General features: G+C 43.7%; 25 protein-coding genes and 1 tRNA gene. 12 read left to right on the forward strand and 14 right to left on the reverse strand.

Annotated features, from left to right (window positions below; translation table 11 throughout):
- Positions 1 to 139: 139 nt before the first annotated feature.
- The 6 genes from FTT68_RS04110 to FTT68_RS04135 all read right to left on the reverse strand — a co-directional run bounded on the left by FTT68_RS04110 (position 140) and on the right by FTT68_RS04135 (position 5,543).
- The gene (locus tag FTT68_RS04110; RefSeq protein WP_005179113.1) at positions 140 to 751 is read right to left on the reverse strand and encodes a septal ring lytic transglycosylase RlpA family protein; all 612 of its coding nucleotides are present in this window, start codon (positions 749 to 751) and stop codon (positions 140 to 142) included.
- Positions 752 to 1,043: 292 nt separating this feature from the next.
- Positions 1,044 to 2,045 (reverse strand): lytic murein transglycosylase B, encoded by a 1,002-nt coding sequence (mltB, locus tag FTT68_RS04115; RefSeq protein WP_005179112.1) that lies wholly within the window; start codon positions 2,043 to 2,045, stop codon positions 1,044 to 1,046.
- A 306-nt stretch (positions 2,046 to 2,351) separates the two neighbouring features.
- The gene (locus tag FTT68_RS04120) at positions 2,352 to 3,002 is read right to left on the reverse strand and encodes a hypothetical protein (RefSeq protein ID WP_163145606.1); all 651 of its coding nucleotides are present in this window, start codon (positions 3,000 to 3,002) and stop codon (positions 2,352 to 2,354) included.
- A gap of 20 nt (positions 3,003 to 3,022) precedes the next feature.
- Positions 3,023 to 3,838, reverse strand: coding sequence for an NADPH-dependent 7-cyano-7-deazaguanine reductase QueF (gene queF / locus FTT68_RS04125; RefSeq protein ID WP_180056535.1), 816 nt, complete (start codon positions 3,836 to 3,838; stop codon positions 3,023 to 3,025).
- On the reverse strand, positions 3,838 to 4,611 hold the full coding sequence (locus tag FTT68_RS04130) for an ABC transporter permease (RefSeq protein WP_005179108.1): 774 nt from the start codon (positions 4,609 to 4,611) through the stop codon (positions 3,838 to 3,840). Before FTT68_RS04130 ends, queF begins: the two co-directional genes overlap by 1 nt.
- Entirely contained in the window at positions 4,608 to 5,543 is a 936-nt protein-coding gene (locus FTT68_RS04135) for an ABC transporter ATP-binding protein (RefSeq protein WP_005179107.1), read from the reverse strand. Before FTT68_RS04135 ends, FTT68_RS04130 begins: the two co-directional genes overlap by 4 nt.
- 180 nt (positions 5,544 to 5,723) lie before the next feature.
- Here FTT68_RS04135 and FTT68_RS04140 point away from each other — a divergent pair.
- Positions 5,724 to 5,800: transfer RNA gene (locus FTT68_RS04140), tRNA-Arg, on the forward strand.
- Positions 5,801 to 6,350: 550 nt separating this feature from the next.
- Positions 6,351 to 6,569, forward strand: coding sequence for a hypothetical protein (locus FTT68_RS04145; protein ID WP_075166960.1), 219 nt, complete (start codon positions 6,351 to 6,353; stop codon positions 6,567 to 6,569).
- A 101-nt stretch (positions 6,570 to 6,670) separates the two neighbouring features.
- Here the strand turns inward: FTT68_RS04145 and FTT68_RS04150 are convergent, their stop codons facing one another.
- On the reverse strand, positions 6,671 to 6,853 hold the full coding sequence (locus FTT68_RS04150; protein ID WP_005179103.1) for a hypothetical protein: 183 nt from the start codon (positions 6,851 to 6,853) through the stop codon (positions 6,671 to 6,673).
- Between the two features lie 660 nt (positions 6,854 to 7,513).
- On the opposite strand from FTT68_RS04150, the gene FTT68_RS04155 reads away from it, so the two are divergent.
- Positions 7,514 to 7,732, forward strand: coding sequence for a hypothetical protein (locus FTT68_RS04155; RefSeq protein ID WP_005179101.1), 219 nt, complete (start codon positions 7,514 to 7,516; stop codon positions 7,730 to 7,732).
- A 42-nt stretch (positions 7,733 to 7,774) separates the two neighbouring features.
- Here FTT68_RS04155 and FTT68_RS04160 read toward each other — a convergent pair whose 3' ends face one another.
- From FTT68_RS04160 to FTT68_RS04175, 4 genes are all read right to left on the reverse strand, one after another.
- Positions 7,775 to 8,065, reverse strand: a complete 291-nt coding sequence (locus FTT68_RS04160) for a hypothetical protein (protein WP_005179099.1) — start codon at positions 8,063 to 8,065, stop codon at positions 7,775 to 7,777.
- Positions 8,066 to 8,197: 132 nt separating this feature from the next.
- Positions 8,198 to 8,548: a hypothetical protein gene (locus tag FTT68_RS04165; protein ID WP_005179098.1), complete on the reverse strand. Its 351-nt coding sequence runs from the start codon at positions 8,546 to 8,548 to the stop codon at positions 8,198 to 8,200.
- Positions 8,549 to 8,764: 216 nt separating this feature from the next.
- On the reverse strand, positions 8,765 to 9,460 hold the full coding sequence (locus FTT68_RS04170; protein ID WP_180048416.1) for a hypothetical protein: 696 nt from the start codon (positions 9,458 to 9,460) through the stop codon (positions 8,765 to 8,767).
- 86 nt (positions 9,461 to 9,546) lie between these two features.
- Positions 9,547 to 10,245, reverse strand: a complete 699-nt coding sequence (locus tag FTT68_RS04175) for a putative quorum-sensing-regulated virulence factor (protein WP_168394210.1) — start codon at positions 10,243 to 10,245, stop codon at positions 9,547 to 9,549.
- A 251-nt stretch (positions 10,246 to 10,496) separates the two neighbouring features.
- Between FTT68_RS04175 and FTT68_RS04180 the strand changes: the two genes are divergently transcribed.
- The 7 genes from FTT68_RS04180 (at position 10,497) to ahpF (ending at position 18,653) form a co-directional block, all read left to right on the forward strand.
- Positions 10,497 to 11,756, forward strand: coding sequence for an alpha/beta fold hydrolase (locus FTT68_RS04180; RefSeq protein WP_180056537.1), 1,260 nt, complete (start codon positions 10,497 to 10,499; stop codon positions 11,754 to 11,756).
- 175 nt (positions 11,757 to 11,931) lie between these two features.
- Positions 11,932 to 13,185 (forward strand): serine hydroxymethyltransferase, encoded by a 1,254-nt coding sequence (gene glyA, locus FTT68_RS04185; RefSeq protein ID WP_005179092.1) that lies wholly within the window; start codon positions 11,932 to 11,934, stop codon positions 13,183 to 13,185.
- Between the two features lie 165 nt (positions 13,186 to 13,350).
- The gene (gene rnk, locus FTT68_RS04190; RefSeq protein WP_005179090.1) at positions 13,351 to 13,755 is read left to right on the forward strand and encodes a nucleoside diphosphate kinase regulator; all 405 of its coding nucleotides are present in this window, start codon (positions 13,351 to 13,353) and stop codon (positions 13,753 to 13,755) included.
- Between the two features lie 231 nt (positions 13,756 to 13,986).
- Positions 13,987 to 14,775: a tellurium resistance protein gene (locus tag FTT68_RS04195; RefSeq protein ID WP_104510240.1), complete on the forward strand. Its 789-nt coding sequence runs from the start codon at positions 13,987 to 13,989 to the stop codon at positions 14,773 to 14,775.
- Positions 14,776 to 14,795: 20 nt separating this feature from the next.
- Positions 14,796 to 15,929, forward strand: coding sequence for a toxic anion resistance protein (locus FTT68_RS04200; protein ID WP_045794839.1), 1,134 nt, complete (start codon positions 14,796 to 14,798; stop codon positions 15,927 to 15,929).
- Between the two features lie 43 nt (positions 15,930 to 15,972).
- Positions 15,973 to 16,887, forward strand: a complete 915-nt coding sequence (locus FTT68_RS04205; protein ID WP_168400247.1) for a hypothetical protein — start codon at positions 15,973 to 15,975, stop codon at positions 16,885 to 16,887.
- A 200-nt stretch (positions 16,888 to 17,087) separates the two neighbouring features.
- Positions 17,088 to 18,653, forward strand: a complete 1,566-nt coding sequence (ahpF, locus tag FTT68_RS04210) for an alkyl hydroperoxide reductase subunit F (protein WP_075166909.1) — start codon at positions 17,088 to 17,090, stop codon at positions 18,651 to 18,653.
- A 135-nt stretch (positions 18,654 to 18,788) separates the two neighbouring features.
- Here the strand turns inward: ahpF and FTT68_RS04215 are convergent, their stop codons facing one another.
- The 3 genes from FTT68_RS04215 to arsC form a co-directional block, all read right to left on the reverse strand.
- Positions 18,789 to 19,043 carry a YfhL family 4Fe-4S dicluster ferredoxin gene (locus tag FTT68_RS04215; protein ID WP_168407484.1) on the reverse strand — a complete coding sequence of 85 codons (255 nt, stop codon included), beginning with the start codon at positions 19,041 to 19,043 and terminating at the stop codon, positions 18,789 to 18,791.
- 3 nt (positions 19,044 to 19,046) lie between these two features.
- The gene (gene yegQ, locus FTT68_RS04220) at positions 19,047 to 20,438 is read right to left on the reverse strand and encodes a tRNA 5-hydroxyuridine modification protein YegQ (protein WP_075166953.1); all 1,392 of its coding nucleotides are present in this window, start codon (positions 20,436 to 20,438) and stop codon (positions 19,047 to 19,049) included.
- A gap of 144 nt (positions 20,439 to 20,582) precedes the next feature.
- Complete coding sequence (gene arsC / locus FTT68_RS04225) at positions 20,583 to 21,011, reverse strand: arsenate reductase (glutaredoxin) (protein WP_075166952.1); 429 nt, start codon at positions 21,009 to 21,011, stop codon at positions 20,583 to 20,585.
- Between the two features lie 84 nt (positions 21,012 to 21,095).
- Here arsC and FTT68_RS04230 point away from each other — a divergent pair, with 84 nt between their 5' ends.
- Both FTT68_RS04230 and FTT68_RS04235 read left to right on the forward strand, forming a co-directional pair.
- Positions 21,096 to 21,413 carry a metalloregulator ArsR/SmtB family transcription factor gene (locus FTT68_RS04230; protein WP_180056539.1) on the forward strand — a complete coding sequence of 106 codons (318 nt, stop codon included), beginning with the start codon at positions 21,096 to 21,098 and terminating at the stop codon, positions 21,411 to 21,413.
- A gap of 4 nt (positions 21,414 to 21,417) precedes the next feature.
- Positions 21,418 to 21,891 carry an arsenate reductase ArsC gene (locus tag FTT68_RS04235; protein ID WP_016659186.1) on the forward strand — a complete coding sequence of 158 codons (474 nt, stop codon included), beginning with the start codon at positions 21,418 to 21,420 and terminating at the stop codon, positions 21,889 to 21,891.
- Positions 21,892 to 21,893: the final 2 nt, after the last annotated feature.

Here is a 21,893-nt window from a genome sequence, read left to right on the forward strand (position 1 = left end):
ATTCGATTTTATGACCAGATCAGCGTATTCAAAATCCAAAAAACGGGTAGGGAAGCAAGCGTCTTTCCCTGAATTTGGGCATTAAAAAAGCCACCTGAGGTGGCTTTTGGGTCATATGGTGCAGGAGCTTAAACGGGTATTAGGAATTTGGACCATCTACACGTTCAATGCTGACTTTGGCTACGCCGGCATTGGTAATGCCTAAACGTTTCGCAGCACCGTAAGATAAGTCGACTACACGGTTACCATGGAATGGACCACGGTCATTAACCTTAACGATTACGCTTTTGCCATTGTTCTTGTTGGTTACACGGATATAGCAGTTCAATGGCAGGCTGCGGTGTGCTGCAGTCATGGCGTTCATGTCGAATGTTTCGCCGCTGGCAGTTTTACGACCGTGGAACTGACGACCATACCAGGAAGCCATACCAGTCTGGCTGAACTTACGAACAGTATTCGATGCTACGGTGTTTAACTTTTCAATGACAGAAGGCTCTTCTTCTGGGATTTCAATTTTTGCAGCGATGGTTTCGCGGCGGATTTTATCGCCAGAACGTTCTGTAATTGAAAGGCTATTTAAATTAGAGAAGTGAGTATTAAAGCTTTGTGCTTCTTTGTTCAGCACACGCGCAGCCAGGCTAGAACTTTCATTGTCGTTATTGAACGATGATGACTGTACCATTTCGGCTTGCGACTGACTTAAGGTAAATACCGTCGACAGCGCCAGTAAATATTTAATTGAAGAATGCATATGTTTAAAACTCCTGCAGCTTGATGCCGTGAATCAACCCTAAGTGGTTGATATAGCAGACATCATGCCTGTTATTTCACTTTTGCAACCATATTTGACGAAATGGATAATATTCATCGTTTACTAAGGGTGTCTAGTCTTTACACGGAAATAACGACAAAAAATACCAAACTTTTACCTATTTTGGTTAAAAAATAACCAATATTGTAACAAAGTGTGTGAAAAGTCGTTTTTGTGCGCAAAATCTCGTAAAAAAATCTTGACTTTGTAACTTTTGAGTAAAAATAAGTTCTTATCGACTGACAATTTCAGTGCCCAATAACCAGAGTGCAGTAGCATACATACGGCTGCGGTTATAGGTGGTAATCACCTGAAAGTTTGGATAGGTGATGTAATAAATTGGACCATAATTTTCTTGTAATTGAATGACATTGACCAGATCGAGATCATCAATTTTCACAATCGGGTTCAGCGGACTGATGCCCTGATTTTTCAGCACACCATACGGGGTAGGTAAGGTTAGATCTTTGGCAATCACGGCATCCGGAGTTGAGCCGCTATAACGAGCTGGAAAAGCAATCGGCTGATTACGCTGCCAGCCATGTTGGGCCAAATAGTTGGCAATCGAACCAATCGCATCTACTGCTGAATTTCTTAAATCAATATGTCCGTTGCCATCATAATCGACGCCAAATTTAGGAATATTGCTTGGCATAAACTGTGGATAGCCAATTGCACCGGCATAGGAACCGACCACAGAATGGGTGGCAACGCCATCTTTATAGCTCCAGGCAATTAGTGCAGACAGTTCGCTCTGGAAATATTCGGCCCGGCGTGGATAGCCAAAACCTAAAGTGGCCAGCGCATCCCGGGTAATAAAAGAGCCTTTATTGGAACCAAAACCGGTTTCAACGCCTAAAATCCCCAGAATAATCGCTTGCGGCACGCCAAACTGCTGTTCGGCACGATTCAGGGTATCGGCATATTGCTGTTTGAAACGCACACCACGTTGAATGGTGCTTTCAGCCAGAAAATTGGTTTTATAGGCATACCACGGTTTACTTTCACCGGGACGATTCATGATGTTGATAATATTCGGCAGATTTTTGGCACCGCTCATGGCGCGATCAATTTGCTCGGAACTGAGCCCATACTGCTGCATGGTTTTTTGCTTAAAGTTTGGATAGTCCGGATGGCTGAGGAAGTCATTGGCCTGAACAACACTGGATAAGGAAAGAGCACCAACAAGTAAAGAAAGACGCTGTAATTTTTTATAGAAATAACGATTCAACATATTGGTTCAATTTCCCAATGTATTATCAATTTAGTGACAAAAAGCAGATGGTGTTTAAAAATTAAAACAGGTTGAGCAAAAGTGTCGATTTAAAAAGACAGTTCACACAGGCAATTAAGATAACATTCATTCTGGCGCTACAGGCAAGCGCATATACAAAAAGTGACAAAGCCTGTCTAAAAAATGCACGCTGTTTGTAACAAAGTTCAACCGGGGCTTCATCATCCCTTCTTTATAGAGAAATGTTGCGGGAAAAGAGGCATAAAAAAACCTGACCGGAGTCAGGTTTATTGAAGGTGTTTCTACTTAGGCATGAAACAGGGTGTCGTGATATTCCGCCAGCGCGACCAGTTCATCTTTGGTCAGATTTGGAATAATTTTATCCACCGCAATATGTACAGCTTTAATAACCGCAGCTGAGCCAATATCAGCTGCTTTACGTTTGATCATGCCCAAATCGAGGGTTTTATTAAAGTCATTCATAAAATGACGCACAGTAGCTTCAGCAAACTGTTTATACAACTCGGCCAAAGCTGACTTGTTAATGTCATTGCCGGCTTTAATCTCGGCATAGGTGTTTTTCAGATTGGTCACCAGGCTGGCATCTAAACTTTCACCGACACGCGTATTGCCGTCTACATCTTTAAATAGGCTGCGTTCAGAAAATTCAATTGATTGCTTGACCACATCGTTCGGGGCTTTACTCAACAATTGCTTGAGTAACACCGCTACGGTGGATTTGACATAACCGGCCAGTTTTTCCGCAGTATCGCGTTTGTCACTTGGCGGGAAACGGCGGACAAGCTCGGTTAAAATGGCATCAATGATTTCATCATTAATCATTAATGCTGTTTTATCACGTAATGGATACAGCGGTTCGCTTGAATTTTTTTTCTGCTGCGCAGTTTGAATGGTATTTAAAAGTTCCTCGGAAGGAATAAAACCAAAAAATGGCATCTGTTAACCTCAATGTTTTTTTATTGTCGCGCTAAACGAATAGGGCGAGGCATCCATGTTAAATCCGATACACGACATGGATTAATGTCTAATCCGCCACGACGTGTATAGGTGGCATACACCATCAGTTTTTCAGGATTCAGGTTTTGCCAGATGTCGGCAAACATCTGTTCAACACATTGCTCATGAAAACCGTTATGCTGACGGTAAGAAATAATATAAGCCAAAATACTGCGATAACAAGGTTTTTTACCCTGATAGCGGATAAAAACTGTGCCCCAGTCAGGTTGACTGGTGACCGGACAGTTACTTCTCAGTAAATGTGAATACAGTTGCACTTCGACCTGTTCGTCTTGCTCGGCATCGTGCTGTAATAAGGACGCATCCGGATGATTTTCCAGTCGGGTCGGGCTTAAGTCATCAATACATATGCCTTCAGGATGGCTAATTGCCAGATCATCGACAGATAACAGTTCCAGATTGACCTGTGCCTGTGCCGCGGCTGATAAATCCTGCTCGACGGTATTGATCAGCGCGTCTGTTGAAGCAAAGGTGCTAAAGTTCAAACTGTTGAAATACAGCTTTAAAGATTTCGACTCGATTAAATTTGGTGAGGTGGCAGGCAAGTGAATCCGGCCAATAGCAACTTGCGGAACGCCGGCTGCATTTAACCAAGACATCTCAAAGACATGCCACCAGTCTTTACCTTGTTGAACACCAGCCACATGCGCATATTTTTCCCGCGCTTCAGCACGCGCAATCGGAAACAGCACATCAGGTTGATAGGTTGTTGGGTACTGAGTGTCTTTACCCAATAAAGAATTTTCTACGCTCATTATTCACGCATTCCTGAACCACGGGAGAGTAAATGATAGGCAATGCCATATAACACAGCACAGCATAATGTAATCACGCCTAGGGAAACGGTCACGTTGACATCGCTATGTCCTAAAATGCCATAACGGAAGGCGTTGACCATATACACCACAGGGTTAATTAAAGAAAGGTTTTGCCAAAACGGCGATAATGCACTAATTGCATAGAACACACCACCTAAATAGGTGAGCGGTGTTAGCACAAAGGTTGGAATAATGGAAATGTCATCAAATGATTTGGCATAGACCGCATTAATAAAACCGCCTAAAGACAGTAATAATGAAGTGATCAGGACGGTATAAATGGTCACAAACCAGTTGGTAATGTACAGGTCGGTGAAAAACAGACTCATTAAGGTCACAATAATGCCGACCAATACGCCACGACACACTCCACCCAGCACATAGCCCCACAAAATGGCATGTAATGGCACCGGACTCATGATCAGTTCTTCAATGCTTTTCTGGAATTTGGCACTAAAGAAACTAGAGGAGACGTTGGCATAACTATTGGTAATGACCGCCATCATGATCAGGCCGGGCACAATAAACTGCATATAGCTAAAGCCGCCCATTTCCCCAATACGTGAACCGACCAGATTACCGAAAATCACGAAATATAGACTCATGGTGATGGCCGGTGGTAACAGGGTTTGTGGCCAGATCCGCATAAAACGGCGGATTTCCTTATGAACCAGCGTATACAGCGCAACTCTTAATTGATTAAAGTTCATTGCGCGACTCCTGCAAGATTTTTCTCTACCATCTTCACAAATAATTCTTCAAGACGATTGGCCTTGTTGCGCATACTGCGCACCTGTACCCCTTGTGATTCCAGTAACTGGAACAGCTCATTCACGGTATGGGCCTTGTCCATAGTCACTTCCAGGGTCAGCGGATCGACCAGATTAAAACGTACCCCGATAATATCCAGATGAATGGGCTGAATCGGCTGAACTAGATCGAAAATAAAGGTTTCTTCATTCAGCTGGTTCAGGAAGCCTTTCATGGTGGTGTCTTCTTTAATCACACCGCGGTCAATAATGGCAATCCGGCGGCACAGCATTTCCGCTTCTTCCAGGTAGTGGGTGGTCAGAATAATGGAAGTGCCACTATTGTTCATTTCAATCAGGAAATCCCACATCGAGCGGCGCAGTTCGATATCGACCCCGGCGGTCGGTTCATCCAGAATCAGCAATTTCGGTTCATGCATCATGGCGCGGGCAATCATCAAGCGGCGTTTCATCCCGCCAGATAGCATTCGCGCTTGCGTGGCACGTTTATCCCACAGCCCCAGTTTTTCTAAATACAGTTCGGCGCGCTGCTGCGCCACTTTTTTGGGAATACCGTAATAACCGGCCTGGGTCACCAGAATATCAAAGGTTTTTTCAAAATGACCAAAGTTAAACTCTTGTGGTACCACGCCCAAACACTGTTTGGCTTGAGAGGGATGGGTATCCAGATTGTGGCCAAAAATTTCCACGGTGCCCGAGGTTTTCTTGGTTAAGGAGCTAATGATACTGATCGTTGTAGATTTGCCTGCACCGTTGGGACCCAGCAGCGCATAAAATTCACCTTCAGGTACGGTCAAATTGATACCTTTTAAGGCCTGAAACCCGTTGCGATAGGTTTTAGACAAGTCTCTTAACGTCAATGCATCAGTCATGAAAATCTCGCATGGTGTAGGGAGAGGCTATTGTGAGCGATATTGCCCAATAAACCAAGTAATCTACCGGGAATTCTGCATCGTATATTTGGAACGATTGCTTAAAGCATAAGCATAAAAATAAAGAACTTATATATAGTTGCTTTACCTTGTGCATTTTTTTGTTATGATGTGCGACGCGCGCTCGTAGCTCAGTTGGATAGAGTACAAGTTTCCGAAGCTTGGGGTCGTGGGTTCGATTCCCGCCGGGCGCACCAAATTCTGATCAATAAAAAACTATAAAAATTACCAAGATTCAATCATTTAAAACTCTTTACTTCAGTTTTGAACCAAAATCCTTTCCATAATCTGGCTTGAATAACGAATGCTGAACCATCATCGTAGGACAGTGCTTATTGGTCTGCCTTTCTATATTTGGTTAAAAAGTAGTCATTGAACTGCATTTTCTTTGCATTTTTTATCTTTATTTTGATTAAAGAATCATCCTTTCTAGATTTTTATCGCCTCATCACCCACAAAATAGAAACATCCGTTTTAAGCTTTAAACAGGACAGAAAGGCTGAATAAAAAACCTGTTTAATCAGAAAAAATCTCGTCGCTATACCAGATCAGTTTAGTGAGATATAGAAGCACCTAAATTTAAATAATCTATATGATTTTAAAATATTTTTTCTTTATATGACTGGCATTGAGATGGCATATCAAAAATAAGCATAACTGTCGAATGAATTCGCCATAGCCGAAAGCGATTTTTCAGCCTATAAATGTCGCAGGGTAAATTATTAAAACACCATAAGAGTCAGAACAATGGGTTATATCGTTAAATTAATTCCTGAAGAAGTCTATTTTGTGCCGAATGATCATGAAATTGGCATGACAGAATCGCGTGAAAAAGCAATTGCAGAGGGTCTGTTTTTTGAATATGCCAATGCGCGGGCAAAAGTCAGGCTGTTTAATAAAGACCTGGTTGAAAATATTGATTACATCATTGAATCGACCAGCGAAGATCCGGTGCAACTTAAGTAAAGCTAGACATAATCCAAGAAAAATAGTCAAAGAAAAAAGGACGCTGAATTGAGCGTCCTTTTGATGAATAGGGGATCAATGAGTCGTATCTAGCTTATTCATTATGGATGATTCGGTTCCTGATACACAATCAGGGCCGTTAAAATAGGAACTGCGAAGGCTGGAATTAACAGCATAATCCAGTACTCGACGCTTGGCATGTTGCTCAAGAATTGATACACGATAAAACCTAGACCTAAAACTGCAAACAGGCAGAATGCAAACAGAATAATAAATTTTTGCATCTTCAATTCCTCTTTTTAATTTAATGTCTCAAGTCCACTATAACGGATAACGCAGAATTTAGAAAAAGACTTATGTTTCATTCTGTTGCCGGCGATTATTTGCTATCAATCTAGCGATAGAGCAGGGTGAAAATGAGAGCAGATGCGCTGAGAAAAATAAGGCTGAATTTCACGACAGAAATATAATAAGCCTGATTAAGTTTTGGTCAATAGGCTTTTTGCTATACAAATGCTGAGAAATGTTAGAAGGCTTGCCAATCCAAGCCGAAGGGGACTATAGTGAACCTACAGTAGGTCGCAAAACAAAGACGCTACGATGTAGTTGGACGGATCAATGACAGCTTGTTGAGTTTGTAACTCCGGTTCAAACAATAGATCTAGCACTAGCCTTCCAACATAAAAAAGCTCGCAGCAATGCGAGCTTTTTCTTGCTTAAAATAACGATGAATTGAGCGTCACATTGAGCAAATTGTTAAGAATAAGAAAAATCGGATAAAATGTTAAACCATAAAAATCAATCACTTATTTTTAATTGTAATGACCTAATAAAGCATAGAATTAACATTGTCAAACAAATTAACAACTCTGTTTAGTCAAACTTGAATCAGCTATGCTATAACAAATTGTCTTCAAGAAAACCAATGATAAGAGGAAATAATCATGAGCCAATTAATTGATATTAAAGTAGAAGATCAGTATCAGCACCGTTATGATGCCAAAGCACAGCTGCGTCAGATTGCTGAAAATGCCAAAACAGCTGAATTGCCGTTATTTAAGAAAATTGACCATATTATTGTCGAGGATGAAATTATCCTGCCAAGTATTGAATTATTTTTTGAAAGCCAGAAGAGCAATAATATTTATAAAATTATTGAATAGAAAGAAACTTAGCATTTGCTAAGTTTCTTGTTTTAAGCTGGCCTAAGCGGTTTCAAACTGATTCAGCACATGCGCCAACAGTTGATAAAGCGCCAGACGATTTTTATTGGCCTGCTCAACTTCTGTTTTATTTAAGCGGATTTCTTTTTTCAAACGACCTTGTGTACGTTGTTGTACACAGACATGCTGCGAAGATACCGGATCATTTTTAAGCGTTAATTGTGGGCCTTGATGATAATGAAACAAGGCATGTAAACATTGATCCAAGCTCGGATAAAAATGAGAAATGGTTAAGGCGGTGAGGTTCGCAGACTTAGGGATATGCCGACTCATACGTCTTTACTCTTTATTTATAAGTGACCTGATTCTAAAAGACTTGTGCCCATTTTGCATGCATAAAGTTGTAAAAAGCGATGCTTGATCTTCAAGGACTTCAAAACAGGTGATGATTTCACTCTAACCGCTTTAAATCAGGCCGACATCAACATCGTATTTATGGAACTCCTGCAAAATATTGCGCAGCATCTGTTGGGCGGTTTCATCTGTGGCGTTCAGGATGATTTCCTGATTGCGAGTGCTGTCGAAGCATTCAATCGCCTGAATCAGCCAGCGCTGTTCATGTTCGGTGTTGTGAATGATGATACGGCGGGGCTGTAACTGTGCGGAAACCTGACGTGGAATGACATGGGTAATGGCCAGCTGAATCTGCTTGAGTTCGTCTTTAGGACTTAAAAAGGTGATGACCCAGTTACCAACTTTGCTGAGTTGCATCGGATTATCAAAGGGTTCAAATTGCAGGTAGTGCAGGGCAGACATGCTTCATTCCCAACAGAATACAGAGCTGTTGTTATGCCGTGCTGTGGCCAATCTCACTATTGGTCTTAAGTCTTAGTGTTTTAAGAAAGGATTGCTTATTTTTAATTATTTTTCTAAAAGCTGAACAATAACCGCTATTTATAAAGGTTTTTAGCGCATATAAAGAAAATTCTTAGATGAAAAAAGACTTAAAGCAAAGCAAAATTATATGAATCTTCAGGCACTTTGCAGGCTCTGCAGCGAAAAGTTAATTTGCTGTAAAGCATGGTTCAGTTCTTTTGGTGGCAAACGCGATTCCTGTAATTCGGTAATCCACTGCATTTGACACAGTTTCAGGCTACGAATATCCGGTGCAGCCTGAATGCGGAGAATAAGCTGTTTGGCCATTAGACCACAATAACGCTGCAACAAGCTGGCCATTAATTGCTTGGTGTCTTCAAAGCTCAAGGTAACCAGCGGTTCTGGCTCTGGCTCCACTTCTGGCGGTACTTCAATTTCCAGGGCCGGAATTTCTGGAGCAATCTGAGCGGGTTCAGCTTCAGCCACTTTGGCCGCTGAAGACGGGGCAATAATATGTTCGACCCATTTTTCCACCAGTTTTGGTACCGGCGTATTTAAGGTGGTTTTAATTTCTGAACGTAGGGTAGAGGCTGCTTCACTTTGCGGTTCGGCTTGAGCTGGCACCAAAACTTCTGCTTCGGCTGGCTCGGTCGCAGCAGAGCTGATTAAACCCATCTCCAGCAATTGTTCAATTAATTCTGGCGTAGCAATACGCTGTTTAAACTGGTCGCCCAATTGCTCGAAATCTTCGGTTCCAATTAGCACCAGAAGACGGCGTTGACGTGCATTCAATTGCAGCTGGCGTTGTTGCAGGGCGTCAATGCCCAACTGTGTTTTATGATAATGAATCATGCCTTAATTTATTCCCCAAATAAATTAAGGCTGACTATAAAGAATGAAAATTACACTAATATGAAGTGTTTATGACATTGTTGGGCTTAGAGTGTGACGATGTTGGTGTTCTCAAGGGCTTTTCTTAAATAAGGGTCAAGTTCATCCTGACGCAGTAACCATTGGATATAATCATTTGGTAAATCGGCAATGGCCGTACCGCGATGCTTACCAAAACTCATGACACGTGGAATACGGGCGTCTTCAGATGCAGCATATAAGGCTTCAATACTGTCAATTTGCAGATGATGCACAATATGCATCAGGATATTGGCGGTCAAAATAATATCCATATCGGCCCGGTGCGCTTTTTTAATCATATCGCGGGCTTTTTCGCTGCCTTTGCTGATCATGTAAATTAAGGCAGAAATGTTGTGTGCTTCAACATCTGGCCAGACCAGACGCGCCAGAGCAAGGGTACAAATCGCCTTAATATGAGAAGTATCAACACCGCATTTTTGAATGGCGCGAATGTCATAATCAATATTGTGACCAATGATATATACCGTTTCTTTAGGTAGGCAGAAGCTGGTGTAATGCGGCTGATCAATCAGGTCGGATTCCAGAATATGATGCACGGCCATCGCAGCATAGGAAATCGGTTCATCGACCTGATAAAACTGGTCAAAAATTTGCGATTTATCCAGGCTGATTTTGCCCTGTTGTAATTGAATGGGCGCATAGGCAACTTCGATCGGATAACCATTCAGGGTATGAGTTTCAGTGTCGAGAATAATCGCGTGCATGTGCTCATTCGCTTGTTAAGGGATTTAAAAAGCAATCTAACACTATCATGTTGAAAGTTACAGGGCTGTCGGGCGAATAATCGGCATTTGTGGGCCGTTCAGCTTATCTATTTTAAAGATAAGTGACTCTATTTAAATACAATACACTTATATATTAATTGCACTGATATTGCCTGAGCGCAGCAAACAGCGTAAAAGTGAAAATTGCGAAGGACGCAACTTTAGAATAATACCTGTATAAGGATAATCAGATGAGAAAAATTTGGCTTAGTGTGGCGTTGGCCAGCAGCAGTTTATTTTTAACGGCATGTAATGATGACAATGACAACAGCACAGTCATCATTGATGATGGTATTCCGAAGCATAATATTAGCCAGCCAGTAGTAAAAGCTGAACTTTATTTAGACCAGGATTCAAATGCAAATATGGTCTTACAGTCGGTTAGTGCTTCACAAACCTTGATGACGTATAAAATGCTAGGAGTGAATGGGCAGGAAACACAAGCTACGGCCTTGCTGTTTGAACCCAATCAGCCTAAACCGGCTGGTGGATGGCCCATTGTGGTCTGGGCACATGGCACCACGGGCGTCGCCGATATTTGTGCACCAAGCCGTCAGGGCCTGAAAGGCAATGAATATTTTATTGCGCGCCTGCTGGCTGAAGGTTATGCCGTGGTCGCTCCAGATTATGAAGGGCTGGGCGAACCGAGTGGACAAGAGCTGCATCCGTTCTTGAATTTAAAAAGTCAGGCTTACTCCATTACCGATGCGGTTGTGGCGGCACATCAACATTTTAACAATAGCGCTGAAACACGCTGGACCGTGGTCGGTCATTCCCAAGGTGGCCAGGCGGCTTTAGGTGCAGCGCAATATGCATCCCGGGCGCAATTAAATTATAAAGGTGCGGTGGCCATAGCGCCGGCATCTTCCCTGAGCATGATTCTTAGCGGTGGAGAACAGCAGGCAGCAGCAGAACCAGATCTGAGCAAAAAAATACAGATTCTGGCTCCATTAGATACTTTCACGGCATTAATTACGGCAGGTCTTAGAAATAGTCATCCAACCCTGCAATACTCTGAAGTGTTCAAGAACCCGACCGATCTGCTTGCGGCAGAAGCCGAGTCGCTGTGTAATGCTGATCTTGGCGCAGCATTCGGTGGAGAAATGATGAAGTATGCGCAGACCTATGGCAACTTGGCCGCTTATCCACGTACTCAGACCGACTTTATGACTACGGTTCCTGAAATTAAAGATTTCCTGACCCAGGCATCACAGCCATTAACTGTTAAGATTTCAACGCCTGTGTTTATTTATCAAGGCTCTGCCGACCCGACCATTCCAAAACAGGTCACTGATTTTCTGGTACAGTCTGCACGCCAGCAGGGAACCAGAATTCATTATGTCACCGATCAGGACTTACCTATAGATCAGAAATGGGATCATGGCTCTGTATATGTCGATAATTGGGATGAGATTGTGGCAGATGTGAAATCGATCATGCCTACCCAATAATTTTTTCAATTCCGGTAAAGATAGAATTAATGATATAGCTCATGTTTTTATAAAAACATGGGCTATTTTTATGCAAAACTGATTAAAGTTGATGGGTAAAAAATATAAAGTTCATGTTACAATATGCGCCAATCTTAGCACGGCTTAAAAGCCCTACATGAATAGGACCTCGCTAATGTTTGCCAATATCTCTATTGCTGACTTTGATCCAGATTTAGCTCAAGCAATCTCTAATGAAGATGCGCGTCAAGAAGCGCATATTGAGCTAATCGCTTCAGAAAACTATTGCTCACCTGCAGTAATGGAAGCTCAAGGTTCAAAACTGACCAATAAATATGCAGAAGGCTACCCAGGCAAACGCTATTACGGCGGTTGTGAATATGTAGACGTTATTGAACAATTGGCTATTGACCGTGCTAAAGAACTCTTTGGTGCTGACTATGCTAACGTTCAGCCACACGCAGGTTCTCAAGCAAACTCTGCAGTTTACTTAGCATTACTGAACCCGGGCGACACGGTTTTGGGTATGAGCCTGGCTCACGGTGGTCACTTGACTCACGGTGCAAAAGTTAGCTTCTCTGGTAAAACATATAACGCGGTTCAGTACGGTTTAAACCCTGAAACTGGCGAAATTGACTATGAAGAAGTTGAACGTCTGGCTTTAGAACACAAACCACGCATGATCGTTGCTGGTTTCTCTGCATACAGCCAAATCGTAGATTGGCAGCGTTTCCGTGACATCGCGGACAAAGTAGGCGCTTACCTGTTTGTGGATATGGCACACGTGGCTGGTCTGGTTGCTGCAGGCGTTTACCCGAACCCGGTACAAATTGCTGACGTTACTACAACCACTACCCACAAAACACTACGTGGTCCACGTTCTGGTTTAATCCTAGCTAAAGCCAACGAAGAAATCGAGAAGAAATTACAATCTGCTGTGTTCCCAGGCAACCAGGGTGGTCCACTGGTTCACGCGATTGCTGCAAAAGCAATCTGCTTTAAAGAAGCAATGGCGCCTGAATACAAAGCCTATCAACAACAAGTTGTGAAAAACGCACAAGCGATGGCTGAAGTGTTAATCGAACGCGGTTACGATGTGGTATCTGGCGGTACGAAAAACCACTTGTTCCTGTTATCTTTAATTAAACAGGACATCACCGGTAAAGATGCGGATGCTTGGTTAGGTGCTGCTCACATCACTGTGAACAAAAACTCTGTACCAAACGATCCACGTTCTCCATTCGTCACTTCTGGTATCCGTATTGGTACACCAGCAGTAACCACACGTGGTTTCGGCGAAGCTGAAGTACGTGAACTGGCTGGCTGGATCGCTGACATCCTGGACAGCAAAGGGGATGAAGCTGTAATTGCTGATGTCAAAGCAAAAGTTGAAGCTGTTTGCGCGAAATTCCCGGTTTACGCGAAATAAGCCTGCACTTGAGAAAAAGCTCCCTCAAGGGAGCTTTTTTTATAGGTGCTAAAAAACAAATTGCAATTATTCAGCCGGATTAAATTCTGCTATAACAGTTGCATAGCACTTGTGAAATAGATCAATTATTTTTATTTTTGGCTGATAATGATAAAGGAACAAAGAATGGATAAACCGACAATTATTTTGTCTGAACAAGACTTGCACCGTTTAGAAACCATGCTTGAACATCAGTCTAAACTTACCCCGACCATGGAACATCTGGAAGATGAGCTGGCGCGTGCCGAAGTGGTTGCACCGCAAGATGTGCCAAGCAATGTGGTGACTATGAATGCCCGCGTGCTGGTGACCATCGCACCTTTCCCGGAACCAACCGAAATTACGCTGGTGTATCCGCATGACTTCCGTGGCGATAAAGGCCAGGTCAATGTACTGGCACCTGTCGGGGCGGCTATTTTAGGGCTGGCTGAAGGGCAGGAAATTGAATGGCCACAACCCGATGGTCATATTATGAAAGTCCGTATTGATAAAGTGTTGTATCAGCCGGAACGTGAAGGTGATTATTTATAATCTCCGCTGCGCGAAAAATTAAAGCCCTCAGTTGAGGGCTTTTGTGTCTTTGCAGTTTGGCTTAAAAATTTGATAAGTATGCGCGAAAAGGAGAGGATTCACTCTCTGTCATTGATCAGTAAAATATTGTTAATTTTAAATATTCCGCTTTTACTGCATTTGCAAAAAGCTACAGCTTGCTTTATATAAAAGTCTTAGTATAAAAAATGATTTGATCAAGCTGATGATGTTATGCCGCAAATAGATGTGTTAGAACCATTAACAGAGCTGGAGCTGAACCGGGATACCATTCTCTCGATCAAACGTCATGAGCTGGTGCCGGTATTAAGTGACCAGTACAAATTAAATCATTATGCCGATGCCCTCATTCAGTCGCAGGCAGTGCTGTTAAACGGGATTGATCCGCACATGACCCAGCAGCTCAGTCAAACCATTGAAGAACTAATTCGCATGCTGGCGGATTCCAAAAAATATCTGAAAAAACGCAAATTTAATGCGCTGCAAAAATGGCTGGGGATTGATCTGGAATATGGTTCCAGTCAGGTGGAATATTATAAAAAGCTGGACCGCTTGCTGGATCAGGCCAATCATTTAAGCCAGAAATTACAGATTGAAATTCAGAAATCCCAGGCGCGTTTTCAGCAGTTACGTGGCTTAAGAGAGCAGATGGCGCAGCATATAGTGGCCGCTGAGGAGTTTTTGACTGAATATCCGAGTTTTGTGAAACATCAACATCCTTTAGATAACTTCTCGGAACGATTATCTAAAAAAATAAATACACTGCGCACACTGCAGGCGAGTAATGATATTGCCATTACCCAGATGCAGCTGAGCCAGCAGCTGTCATTTACCTTGTTGGACCGGTTTAAGGAAGCGCAGCAGGTGCTGATTCCGGCCTGGCAATATCATGTCAAACAAAGTCAGCAAAGCAGCTCGACAAGTGAGCTGGAAAAGCTTGATAATAGTCGGGAAAATCTGATTAAAACGCTAAAAAAATCACTCGAAAACAGCTCTAAATAGAATCAAATATAAGGTGACGTATGACCCATCCTGAACAGGTAAATGCCGTGGTGGAAGCCACAACCGAAGAAAATCAGCAGAAATTCCAGGCGCTCAATTTACAGGAAATTGGCTTGCAGCCATCCGATTTCAATGAGGTCATGGCCGCGCGTAAAGAACTGGCCGACTTAAGCCATAATTCGGTGGCGGAATATGGGAAAAATATTGCCACCAAAACTTCGACTTATACTGATGAACTGCTTCATCTGGTGCAGAATAAAGATCTGGATGCGACCGGGCAAAAGCTGAATCAGGTGGTACAGGTGGCGCAGCAGTTAAATACCAGCAGTATTCTCAACAAATCGAAAAGCTCCGGTTTTTTTGGCAGCCTGATCAGCAAGTTTAAAGGTGCCAAGCAGAATTTTGACCAGCACTTTAACAGCACCAAAGAACAGATTGATGTACTGGTCAAGGAAATTGAAACCTCGCAAAACGGCTTAAAAACCCGGGTCGATACTCTGGATAAAATGTTTGAAGGCGTGCAGGAAGAATATAAACAGCTGGGGATTTATATTGCCGCTGGCCAGCTCAAGCAGCAGGAAATCCAGCAGCAGATTGGCCAGTTAACCACCCAGGAACAGGACCAGAGTACCACCCAGAAAGTTTATGATTTAAATCATCTGGCCAATAATCTGGAAAAACGCGTCAGTGATTTACAGGTGTTGCAGCAATCGGCCATGCAGACCCTGCCAATGATCCGGATTATCCAGTCCAATAACCTGATGCTGGTCGACAAGTTTTATGCAATTAAAAACATTACCTTACCGGCCTGGAAAAACCAGATTAGTCTGGCAATTTCCTTAAATGAGCAAAAGAACAGTGTGCAGCTGGCCAACAGTATTGATGATGCCACCAATGAGCTGCTACGCCGTAATGCCGACCTGTTACATCAGAACTCGGTCGATACCGCCAAAGCCAACCAGCGTTCAGTGATTGATATTGAAACGCTTGAACATGTGCAAAACACCCTCATTAAAACAGTCAATGATGTGATTCAGGTGCAAAAAGAGGGAATGCAAAAGCGTGCCGAAGCAACCACGCGTTTACGTGTGCTGCAAGATAACCTGAATCATCTGGTGCTTGAATCAAGTTCGAGCGGTTCCAATCCTTCCTGAGTAAACTCTGGCTCGGGAGTATTGCAAACGTAAGGAGAATACATTGCCCTTAGATGATTATGCGGTACCGACCGAGCACATCAATAGCGGTGTGCTGGCGCTGAAAAAGCGCCAGCGCAATCTGATGTTGCTGGGTATAACCTCCAGCACGGTGTTCATTGCCTCCATTATTGCTTTTTTTGTACAGCAAGATTTTGTCTATGGCTTTTTTGGCCTGACCACACAGGTCGAACAGCTGCACATTCCCTTAAGTGTTGATGCAAACCTGGCGATTTTAGAGCAGCAACCGGATTATTTTCTGGGGCTGTTGTCCTGGTTTGGCTGGCTGTTTCTAAAGTTATTGCTGTCGTTTATTGGCGCCTTTTTTGTGGTGCATTTTCTCAAGAAAATCCGCTTTTTCTATGTGCGCTTTCAGTCCTTTATCCTGAAGTTTGTCGGCTGGTTAATTGCCTTTATCATGCTGTGGTCAGGTCTGACCTATCTGCAATATGACCTGAAAAATGATGACTATGATGCGCAGCAAAAAATTGTCTATTACGACAAGCAGCTGGCAGAAAGTGAGCTAGCGCGTTATCTGGCAGATGCACCGCTGGATACACCAGTCAAATCCTATTTACTGGCGCAAACCGCTTTGTTGCATCAACCACCGGATAAAGCCGCAGCTATTCCGCATGTGTTGAATCTGGTGAAAGCCGAGCAGCAGAATCCGGACTTTATTCAATATGGCTTTAAACCGGAACAGCTCTGGTCAATGCAGCAACAGGTCTATGGCAAAACCCTGACCCCAATGGCAGAAAGCGTGAATAAACAGGTGGTTCAAGCTGAGCGTTTAAGCCAGTTTGTACAGATTCTGGTGATTGCAGCGGCGATTGTGTCAGCCATTTTCAGCCTGATTTTCTTTGTGTTGGCACAAAGTTTTAAAAAGCGGGCATTAAGAATTGAGCAGCGGATTTTTTAATGCTGATGATGAGGCTCCTGTGGGAGTCTTTTTCTGGTAGATGATTTTTATCGTGTTGTTACAATTTAGATTAATCTATCCATAAAAGATAATGATTTATAAAAACGATCATTAATATAAAAACAAACTGTTTTATCTATTTTTAAATTTGGCCTATGATAGCGGTATTGAAAAATTTGACTCCTTAGGAGACGTTAGCAATGTTAGATCAAAATACCACAGCCCAATTAAAAGCCTTGTTAGAACGCCTTGAAGGTCCAATCGAATTAGTGGCCACTTTAGATAGCTCTGACAAATCAGACAAAATCAAAGAACTGGTAACTGAAATTGCCGCCCTGTCTGATCAGGTGACTGCACGCTTCGATGGTAACAACAAACGTGCACCAAGCTTTGGTGTCGCCAAAGCCGGTGAGCAACCGCGTGTATTCTTCGCAGGTTTGCCAATGGGTCATGAGTTCACTTCTTTGATTCTGGCATTGTTACAAACCTCAGGCTATGCACCAAAAGTGTCTGATGAAGTGCTGGCTTCTATTAAAGACTTGGGTATCCAATCGGACTTTGATGTGTTCGTATCGTTAAGCTGCCATAACTGTCCAGACGTGGTGCAGGCATTGAACCTGATTGCGATTTATAACCCGGGTACTACTGCCACCATGATTGATGGTGCATTCTTCCAGGATGAAGTGGAAGAACGCAAAATCATGGCGGTACCTATGGTATTCCAGGACGGTAACCACATCGGTCAGGGTCGTATGACACTGGAAGAAATCATTGCCAAATTAGATACCAACTCTGCAGCCAAAGAAGCGGAAAAGCTGAATGCCAAAGCGGCCTTTGATGTACTGGTGATTGGTGGTGGACCTGCTGGAAACACTGCAGCGATTTATGCAGCACGTAAAGGCATTAACACCGGTATCGTGGCGGAACGTTTTGGCGGTCAGGTGATGGACACCATGGACATTGAAAACTTCACTTCAATCAAGAAAACCCAAGGTCCAAAATTTGCCGCTGAAATGGAAGCACACGTACGTGAATACGGTGTCGACATCATGAACCTGCAACGTGTATCTGACATTAAAGGTGCAGATGAAACAGCCAACGGTTTAGTTGAAGTGACCTTGGAAAACGGTGCCAAGCTGGAATCGAAAACTGTGGTGCTTTCAACCGGTGCACGCTGGAGAGAGATGAATGTCCCAGGTGAAGCAGAATACCGTACCCGTGGTGTGGCGTATTGCCCACACTGTGATGGTCCTTTATTCAAAGGCAAACGTGTTGCAGTCATTGGTGGGGGTAACTCGGGTGTAGAAGCGGCGATTGACTTGGCGGGTATTGTTGAGCATGTGACCTTAGTAGAGTTTGATACCAAGTTACGTGCGGATCAGGTATTGCAAGACAAGCTAAACAGCTTGCCAAATACCACAGTGATTAAAAATGCACTTTCAACAGAAGTCGTGGGTGATGGTTCACAAGTGACAGCACTGAAATACAAAGACCGTGCAACAGATGAAGAGCATACGGTTGAACTGGCGGGGATCTTTGTACAGATCGGCTTATTACCAAATACCGATTTCTTGAAAGACACCCAAGTTGAACTGAGCAACCGTGGCGAGATTGTGATTAACGACCGTAATGAAACCAATGTCAAAGGTGTATTTGCTGCTGGTGACTGTACTACAGTCCCATATAAGCAGATTATTATTGCCACAGGTGAAGGCGCAAAAGCATCCTTATCTGCCTTTGATTACATCATCCGTTCTGGACAGTAAGCAGAATTAGAATAGGGCCTGAGTTCCCCAATACCCAGGCCCTATATGCGGTAAAATATCAAAAAATAGTTATTGTTTTTTTACAGGAACTGAGATCGCTAACAGCTCAGTTCCTTTTTTTGTTGTACCCCAGTTTTAAGGGTGAAGCAAGTTTAAGTGCTTGAACTTCTCAGTCAGTTCTTCCGGGCTTTCCCGGTGTTCGGGATGCGGCACAATACATTCAATCGGGCATACCGCAACACAGGTTTGATGATCATAAAAACCAACGCACTCGGTGCAGCGGCTGACATCAATCTCGTAGATTTTGTCGCCTTCATAAATGGCATCATTCGGACATTCTGGCAGGCACATATCACAATTGATGCATTTATCGGTAATCAGCAGCGCCATGAGTTAACCTGCCTGATAGGCCAAGGAGGATGCTGAAATATCAGCAGTGGAGTTCGGTAAATTGCGGATCAGCAGGGCATAACGCATATCAACATCAGCCGGGACCGGAATTTCCACAATATGACCAGAGCCTTTGGCTTCCTCAATTGAATTGCCTTTTTTGTCTTTGATTTCGGTGAGGATAAAGCTGATATTGCCTTTTGTGGTCATCAGTTCTAAAGAATCACCCACGACAAAACGGTTTTTGACATCAATTTTAATGTAGTCGCCATTGCGCTCCAGCACTTCACCACAGAATTGCTGATGATCAAAACTGGAGGAACCATTTTCATAGTTTTGATATTCGCTATGCACATGGCGGCGCAGGAAACCTTCGGTATAACCGCGATTGGCCAGACCTTCGAGCTGGGTCATCAAGGATGGATCGAACGGTTTGCCGGCTAAAGCATCATCAATCGCTTTACGGTAAATTTGCGCGGTACGGGCGCAGTAAAAATAGGATTTGGTGCGGCCTTCAATTTTCAGTGAATGTACGCCAATTTTGGTCAGACGTTCTACGTGTTGGACCGCACGTAAATCTTTGGAGTTCATGAAGTAGGTGCCGTGCTCATCTTCTTCGGCGGCAAACATATCTTCTTCATTGCGTTGTAACAGCACCGGTTCATTAAACTGGTGCTGGGCTTGCATGTGGAGCGCATCAGCATCTTGCGAGCAACAGCCTGCGTCCAGATTTTTTACCGGAATTACATCGCCGGTTTCATCCTCGGCGGCATCCAGCACTTTGTATTCCCAGCGGCAGGCATTGGTGCAGGCGCCCTGGTTGGCATCGCGTTTGTTCATATAGCCTGACAGCATGCAACGGCCGGAATAGGCCATGCACAGGGCACCATGTACAAAGACCTCAATTTCCATATCGGGAACTTGGGTTTTGATTTCTTCAATTTCCTCAATGGACAGTTCGCGCGACAGAATCACCCGGGTCAGGCCCATATTTTTCCAGAACTTGACCGTGGCCCAGTTGACCGCATTGGCCTGTACCGACAGGTGGATGTCCATGTGCGGGAAGTGTTCACGCACCATCATGATCAGGCCCGGATCAGACATGATTAGTGCATCAGGCTGCATGGCCACGACTGGCTCAAGATCACGGATAAAGTTTTTCAGTTTGGAGTTATGCGGCTGGATGTTGACCACCACATAGAATTTTTTGCCTAATTCATGTGCTTCTTTAATGCCGATGGCCAGATTGTCATGATCAAACTCGTTATTCCGGACACGTAAACTATAACGCGGCTGCCCGGCATACACGGCATCTGCTCCATAGGCAAAGGCATAGCGCATATTTTTTAAAGAACCGGCAGGAGAGAGAAGTTCGGTAACAGGATGAAGATGCATGATCAATCAAAAAGGCGTAAAAAAATTGTGGCTTTATTGTAGGGATAAAATTTTTCGATTCAACCTAGTAAAAAACTCGGGATTATCAGGCACTCAGCCTGCTAGCGCTGAGAGATGAGCGGCAGCAGGCGAGAGGAAAAACGGTTAATTGACACGCTGACCGTGTTCATCAATCACCAGTTCACCATCTTCTTTACGAAAGGCCTTGAGCTGCGGCTGGGTCAATAAATCCAGCACCAGTTCAGAAGGTCGGCACAGTTTAACGCCGCGTTCAGTCACCACAAAAGGACGGTTAATCAGCAGTGGATGTTGTACCATCAGGGCAATCAGTTCTGCATCGCTCAGGTCACGCTCGGCCAGTTGCAGGGTTTCATACGGCGTTACATTTTGACGGATCGCCTCGCGTACGCTTAAACCGGCCTGCTGAATCATGTCAGCCAGCACTTCGGCTGTTGGTGGATTTTTTAAATATTCAATAATTTCAGGTTCTTGTCCAGTATTACGGATTAAGGCCAAAGTGTTGCGCGAAGTGCCGCAGTCAGGATTGTGAAAGATTTTAATTGGAGCTGCCATGATGCTAAAACTCAGGTAAAAGAGGAATATTGCTTTTATATATGGATATGCGTATATTCGCAAGTATAAATATGGGGAAGCTGTATGAATCAAACTGATTTTTTTAAATGCCTGTCCGATCCGACCCGTCTGGATATTTTGAAACTGGTGCTGGCCAAACAGAATATTTGTGTCTGCGAGCTGACCGAGGCATTAAATTTAAGCCAACCTAAAATTTCCCGTCATTTGGCTTTGCTGAGAAATTTATCGGTTTTACTGGACCAGCGTCAGGGGCAGTGGGTGTATTACCGCCTGAATCCAGATTTACCCGAGTGGGCAGTGGGTGTGCTGAATATTATCGCGGAGCAAGATGTCAGTCCGATGAATTCGCTGACAGCAACGCTTTCAAGTTATTGTGAGTAAAACCATGAAATTCCTCTTTTTATGTACCGGAAATAGCTGCCGCAGCATTTTATCTGAAGTGTTATTTAACAGTCGTGCTCCAGAAGGCTGGACAGCCTATAGCGCCGGCAGCAAACCGACCGGTCGTGTCCATCCACTGACGTTAAAGACGCTGGAAAATCTGGGCCTGTCGACTGAAGGGCTCTCCAGTAAAAGTATTGATGACTGTGAGCAGTATCAGCCCGATGTGGTGATTACCGTATGTGATGCGGCTGCCCAAGAAGCCTGTCCTTTGTATTTGGGCGGCGCGATTAAAGCGCATTGGGGACTTGCCGATCCATCGCATCTGGATTTGCCGGAAGCGGCCAAGTTGCAGGCCTTTTTAGAAACAGTCGCGCATATCAACAAGCGTCTGGATGCACTGTTTGCGTTACAGCCTGAGCAGATGACCCGTCCCGAACTGATTGCAGCCATCAACAACATTTCCCATATCGAGTAAGT

Source organism: Acinetobacter sp. Q85-2 (assembly GCF_013420555.1).
In the GTDB taxonomy this organism is placed as follows: Bacteria; Pseudomonadota; Gammaproteobacteria; order Pseudomonadales; family Moraxellaceae; genus Acinetobacter; species Acinetobacter indicus.

Coding starts and splice junctions, on each gene's coding strand:
- yegQ (WP_075166953.1), bottom strand. CDS start 20,438: ATGCATCTTCATCCTGTTACCGAACTTCTCTCTCCTGCCGGTTCTTTA.
- ahpF (WP_075166909.1), top strand. CDS start 17,088: ATGTTAGATCAAAATACCACAGCCCAATTAAAAGCCTTGTTAGAACGC.
- mltB (WP_005179112.1), bottom strand. CDS start 2,045: ATGTTGAATCGTTATTTCTATAAAAAATTACAGCGTCTTTCTTTACTT.
- FTT68_RS04145 (WP_075166960.1), top strand. CDS start 6,351: ATGGGTTATATCGTTAAATTAATTCCTGAAGAAGTCTATTTTGTGCCG.
- FTT68_RS04170 (WP_180048416.1), bottom strand. CDS start 9,460: ATGATTCATTATCATAAAACACAGTTGGGCATTGACGCCCTGCAACAA.
- FTT68_RS04175 (WP_168394210.1), bottom strand. CDS start 10,245: ATGCACGCGATTATTCTCGACACTGAAACTCATACCCTGAATGGTTAT.
- FTT68_RS04165 (WP_005179098.1), bottom strand. CDS start 8,548: ATGTCTGCCCTGCACTACCTGCAATTTGAACCCTTTGATAATCCGATG.
- glyA (WP_005179092.1), top strand. CDS start 11,932: ATGTTTGCCAATATCTCTATTGCTGACTTTGATCCAGATTTAGCTCAA.
- FTT68_RS04120 (WP_163145606.1), bottom strand. CDS start 3,002: ATGCCATTTTTTGGTTTTATTCCTTCCGAGGAACTTTTAAATACCATT.
- FTT68_RS04215 (WP_168407484.1), bottom strand. CDS start 19,043: ATGGCGCTGCTGATTACCGATAAATGCATCAATTGTGATATGTGCCTG.
- FTT68_RS04200 (WP_045794839.1), top strand. CDS start 14,796: ATGACCCATCCTGAACAGGTAAATGCCGTGGTGGAAGCCACAACCGAA.
- FTT68_RS04180 (WP_180056537.1), top strand. CDS start 10,497: ATGAGAAAAATTTGGCTTAGTGTGGCGTTGGCCAGCAGCAGTTTATTT.
- FTT68_RS04130 (WP_005179108.1), bottom strand. CDS start 4,611: ATGAACTTTAATCAATTAAGAGTTGCGCTGTATACGCTGGTTCATAAG.
- FTT68_RS04135 (WP_005179107.1), bottom strand. CDS start 5,543: ATGACTGATGCATTGACGTTAAGAGACTTGTCTAAAACCTATCGCAAC.
- FTT68_RS04150 (WP_005179103.1), bottom strand. CDS start 6,853: ATGCAAAAATTTATTATTCTGTTTGCATTCTGCCTGTTTGCAGTTTTA.
- rnk (WP_005179090.1), top strand. CDS start 13,351: ATGGATAAACCGACAATTATTTTGTCTGAACAAGACTTGCACCGTTTA.
- arsC (WP_075166952.1), bottom strand. CDS start 21,011: ATGGCAGCTCCAATTAAAATCTTTCACAATCCTGACTGCGGCACTTCG.
- FTT68_RS04160 (WP_005179099.1), bottom strand. CDS start 8,065: ATGAGTCGGCATATCCCTAAGTCTGCGAACCTCACCGCCTTAACCATT.
- FTT68_RS04235 (WP_016659186.1), top strand. CDS start 21,418: ATGAAATTCCTCTTTTTATGTACCGGAAATAGCTGCCGCAGCATTTTA.
- FTT68_RS04195 (WP_104510240.1), top strand. CDS start 13,987: ATGCCGCAAATAGATGTGTTAGAACCATTAACAGAGCTGGAGCTGAAC.
- FTT68_RS04110 (WP_005179113.1), bottom strand. CDS start 751: ATGCATTCTTCAATTAAATATTTACTGGCGCTGTCGACGGTATTTACC.
- FTT68_RS04230 (WP_180056539.1), top strand. CDS start 21,096: ATGAATCAAACTGATTTTTTTAAATGCCTGTCCGATCCGACCCGTCTG.
- queF (WP_180056535.1), bottom strand. CDS start 3,838: ATGAGCGTAGAAAATTCTTTATTGGGTAAAGACACTCAGTACCCAACA.
- FTT68_RS04155 (WP_005179101.1), top strand. CDS start 7,514: ATGAGCCAATTAATTGATATTAAAGTAGAAGATCAGTATCAGCACCGT.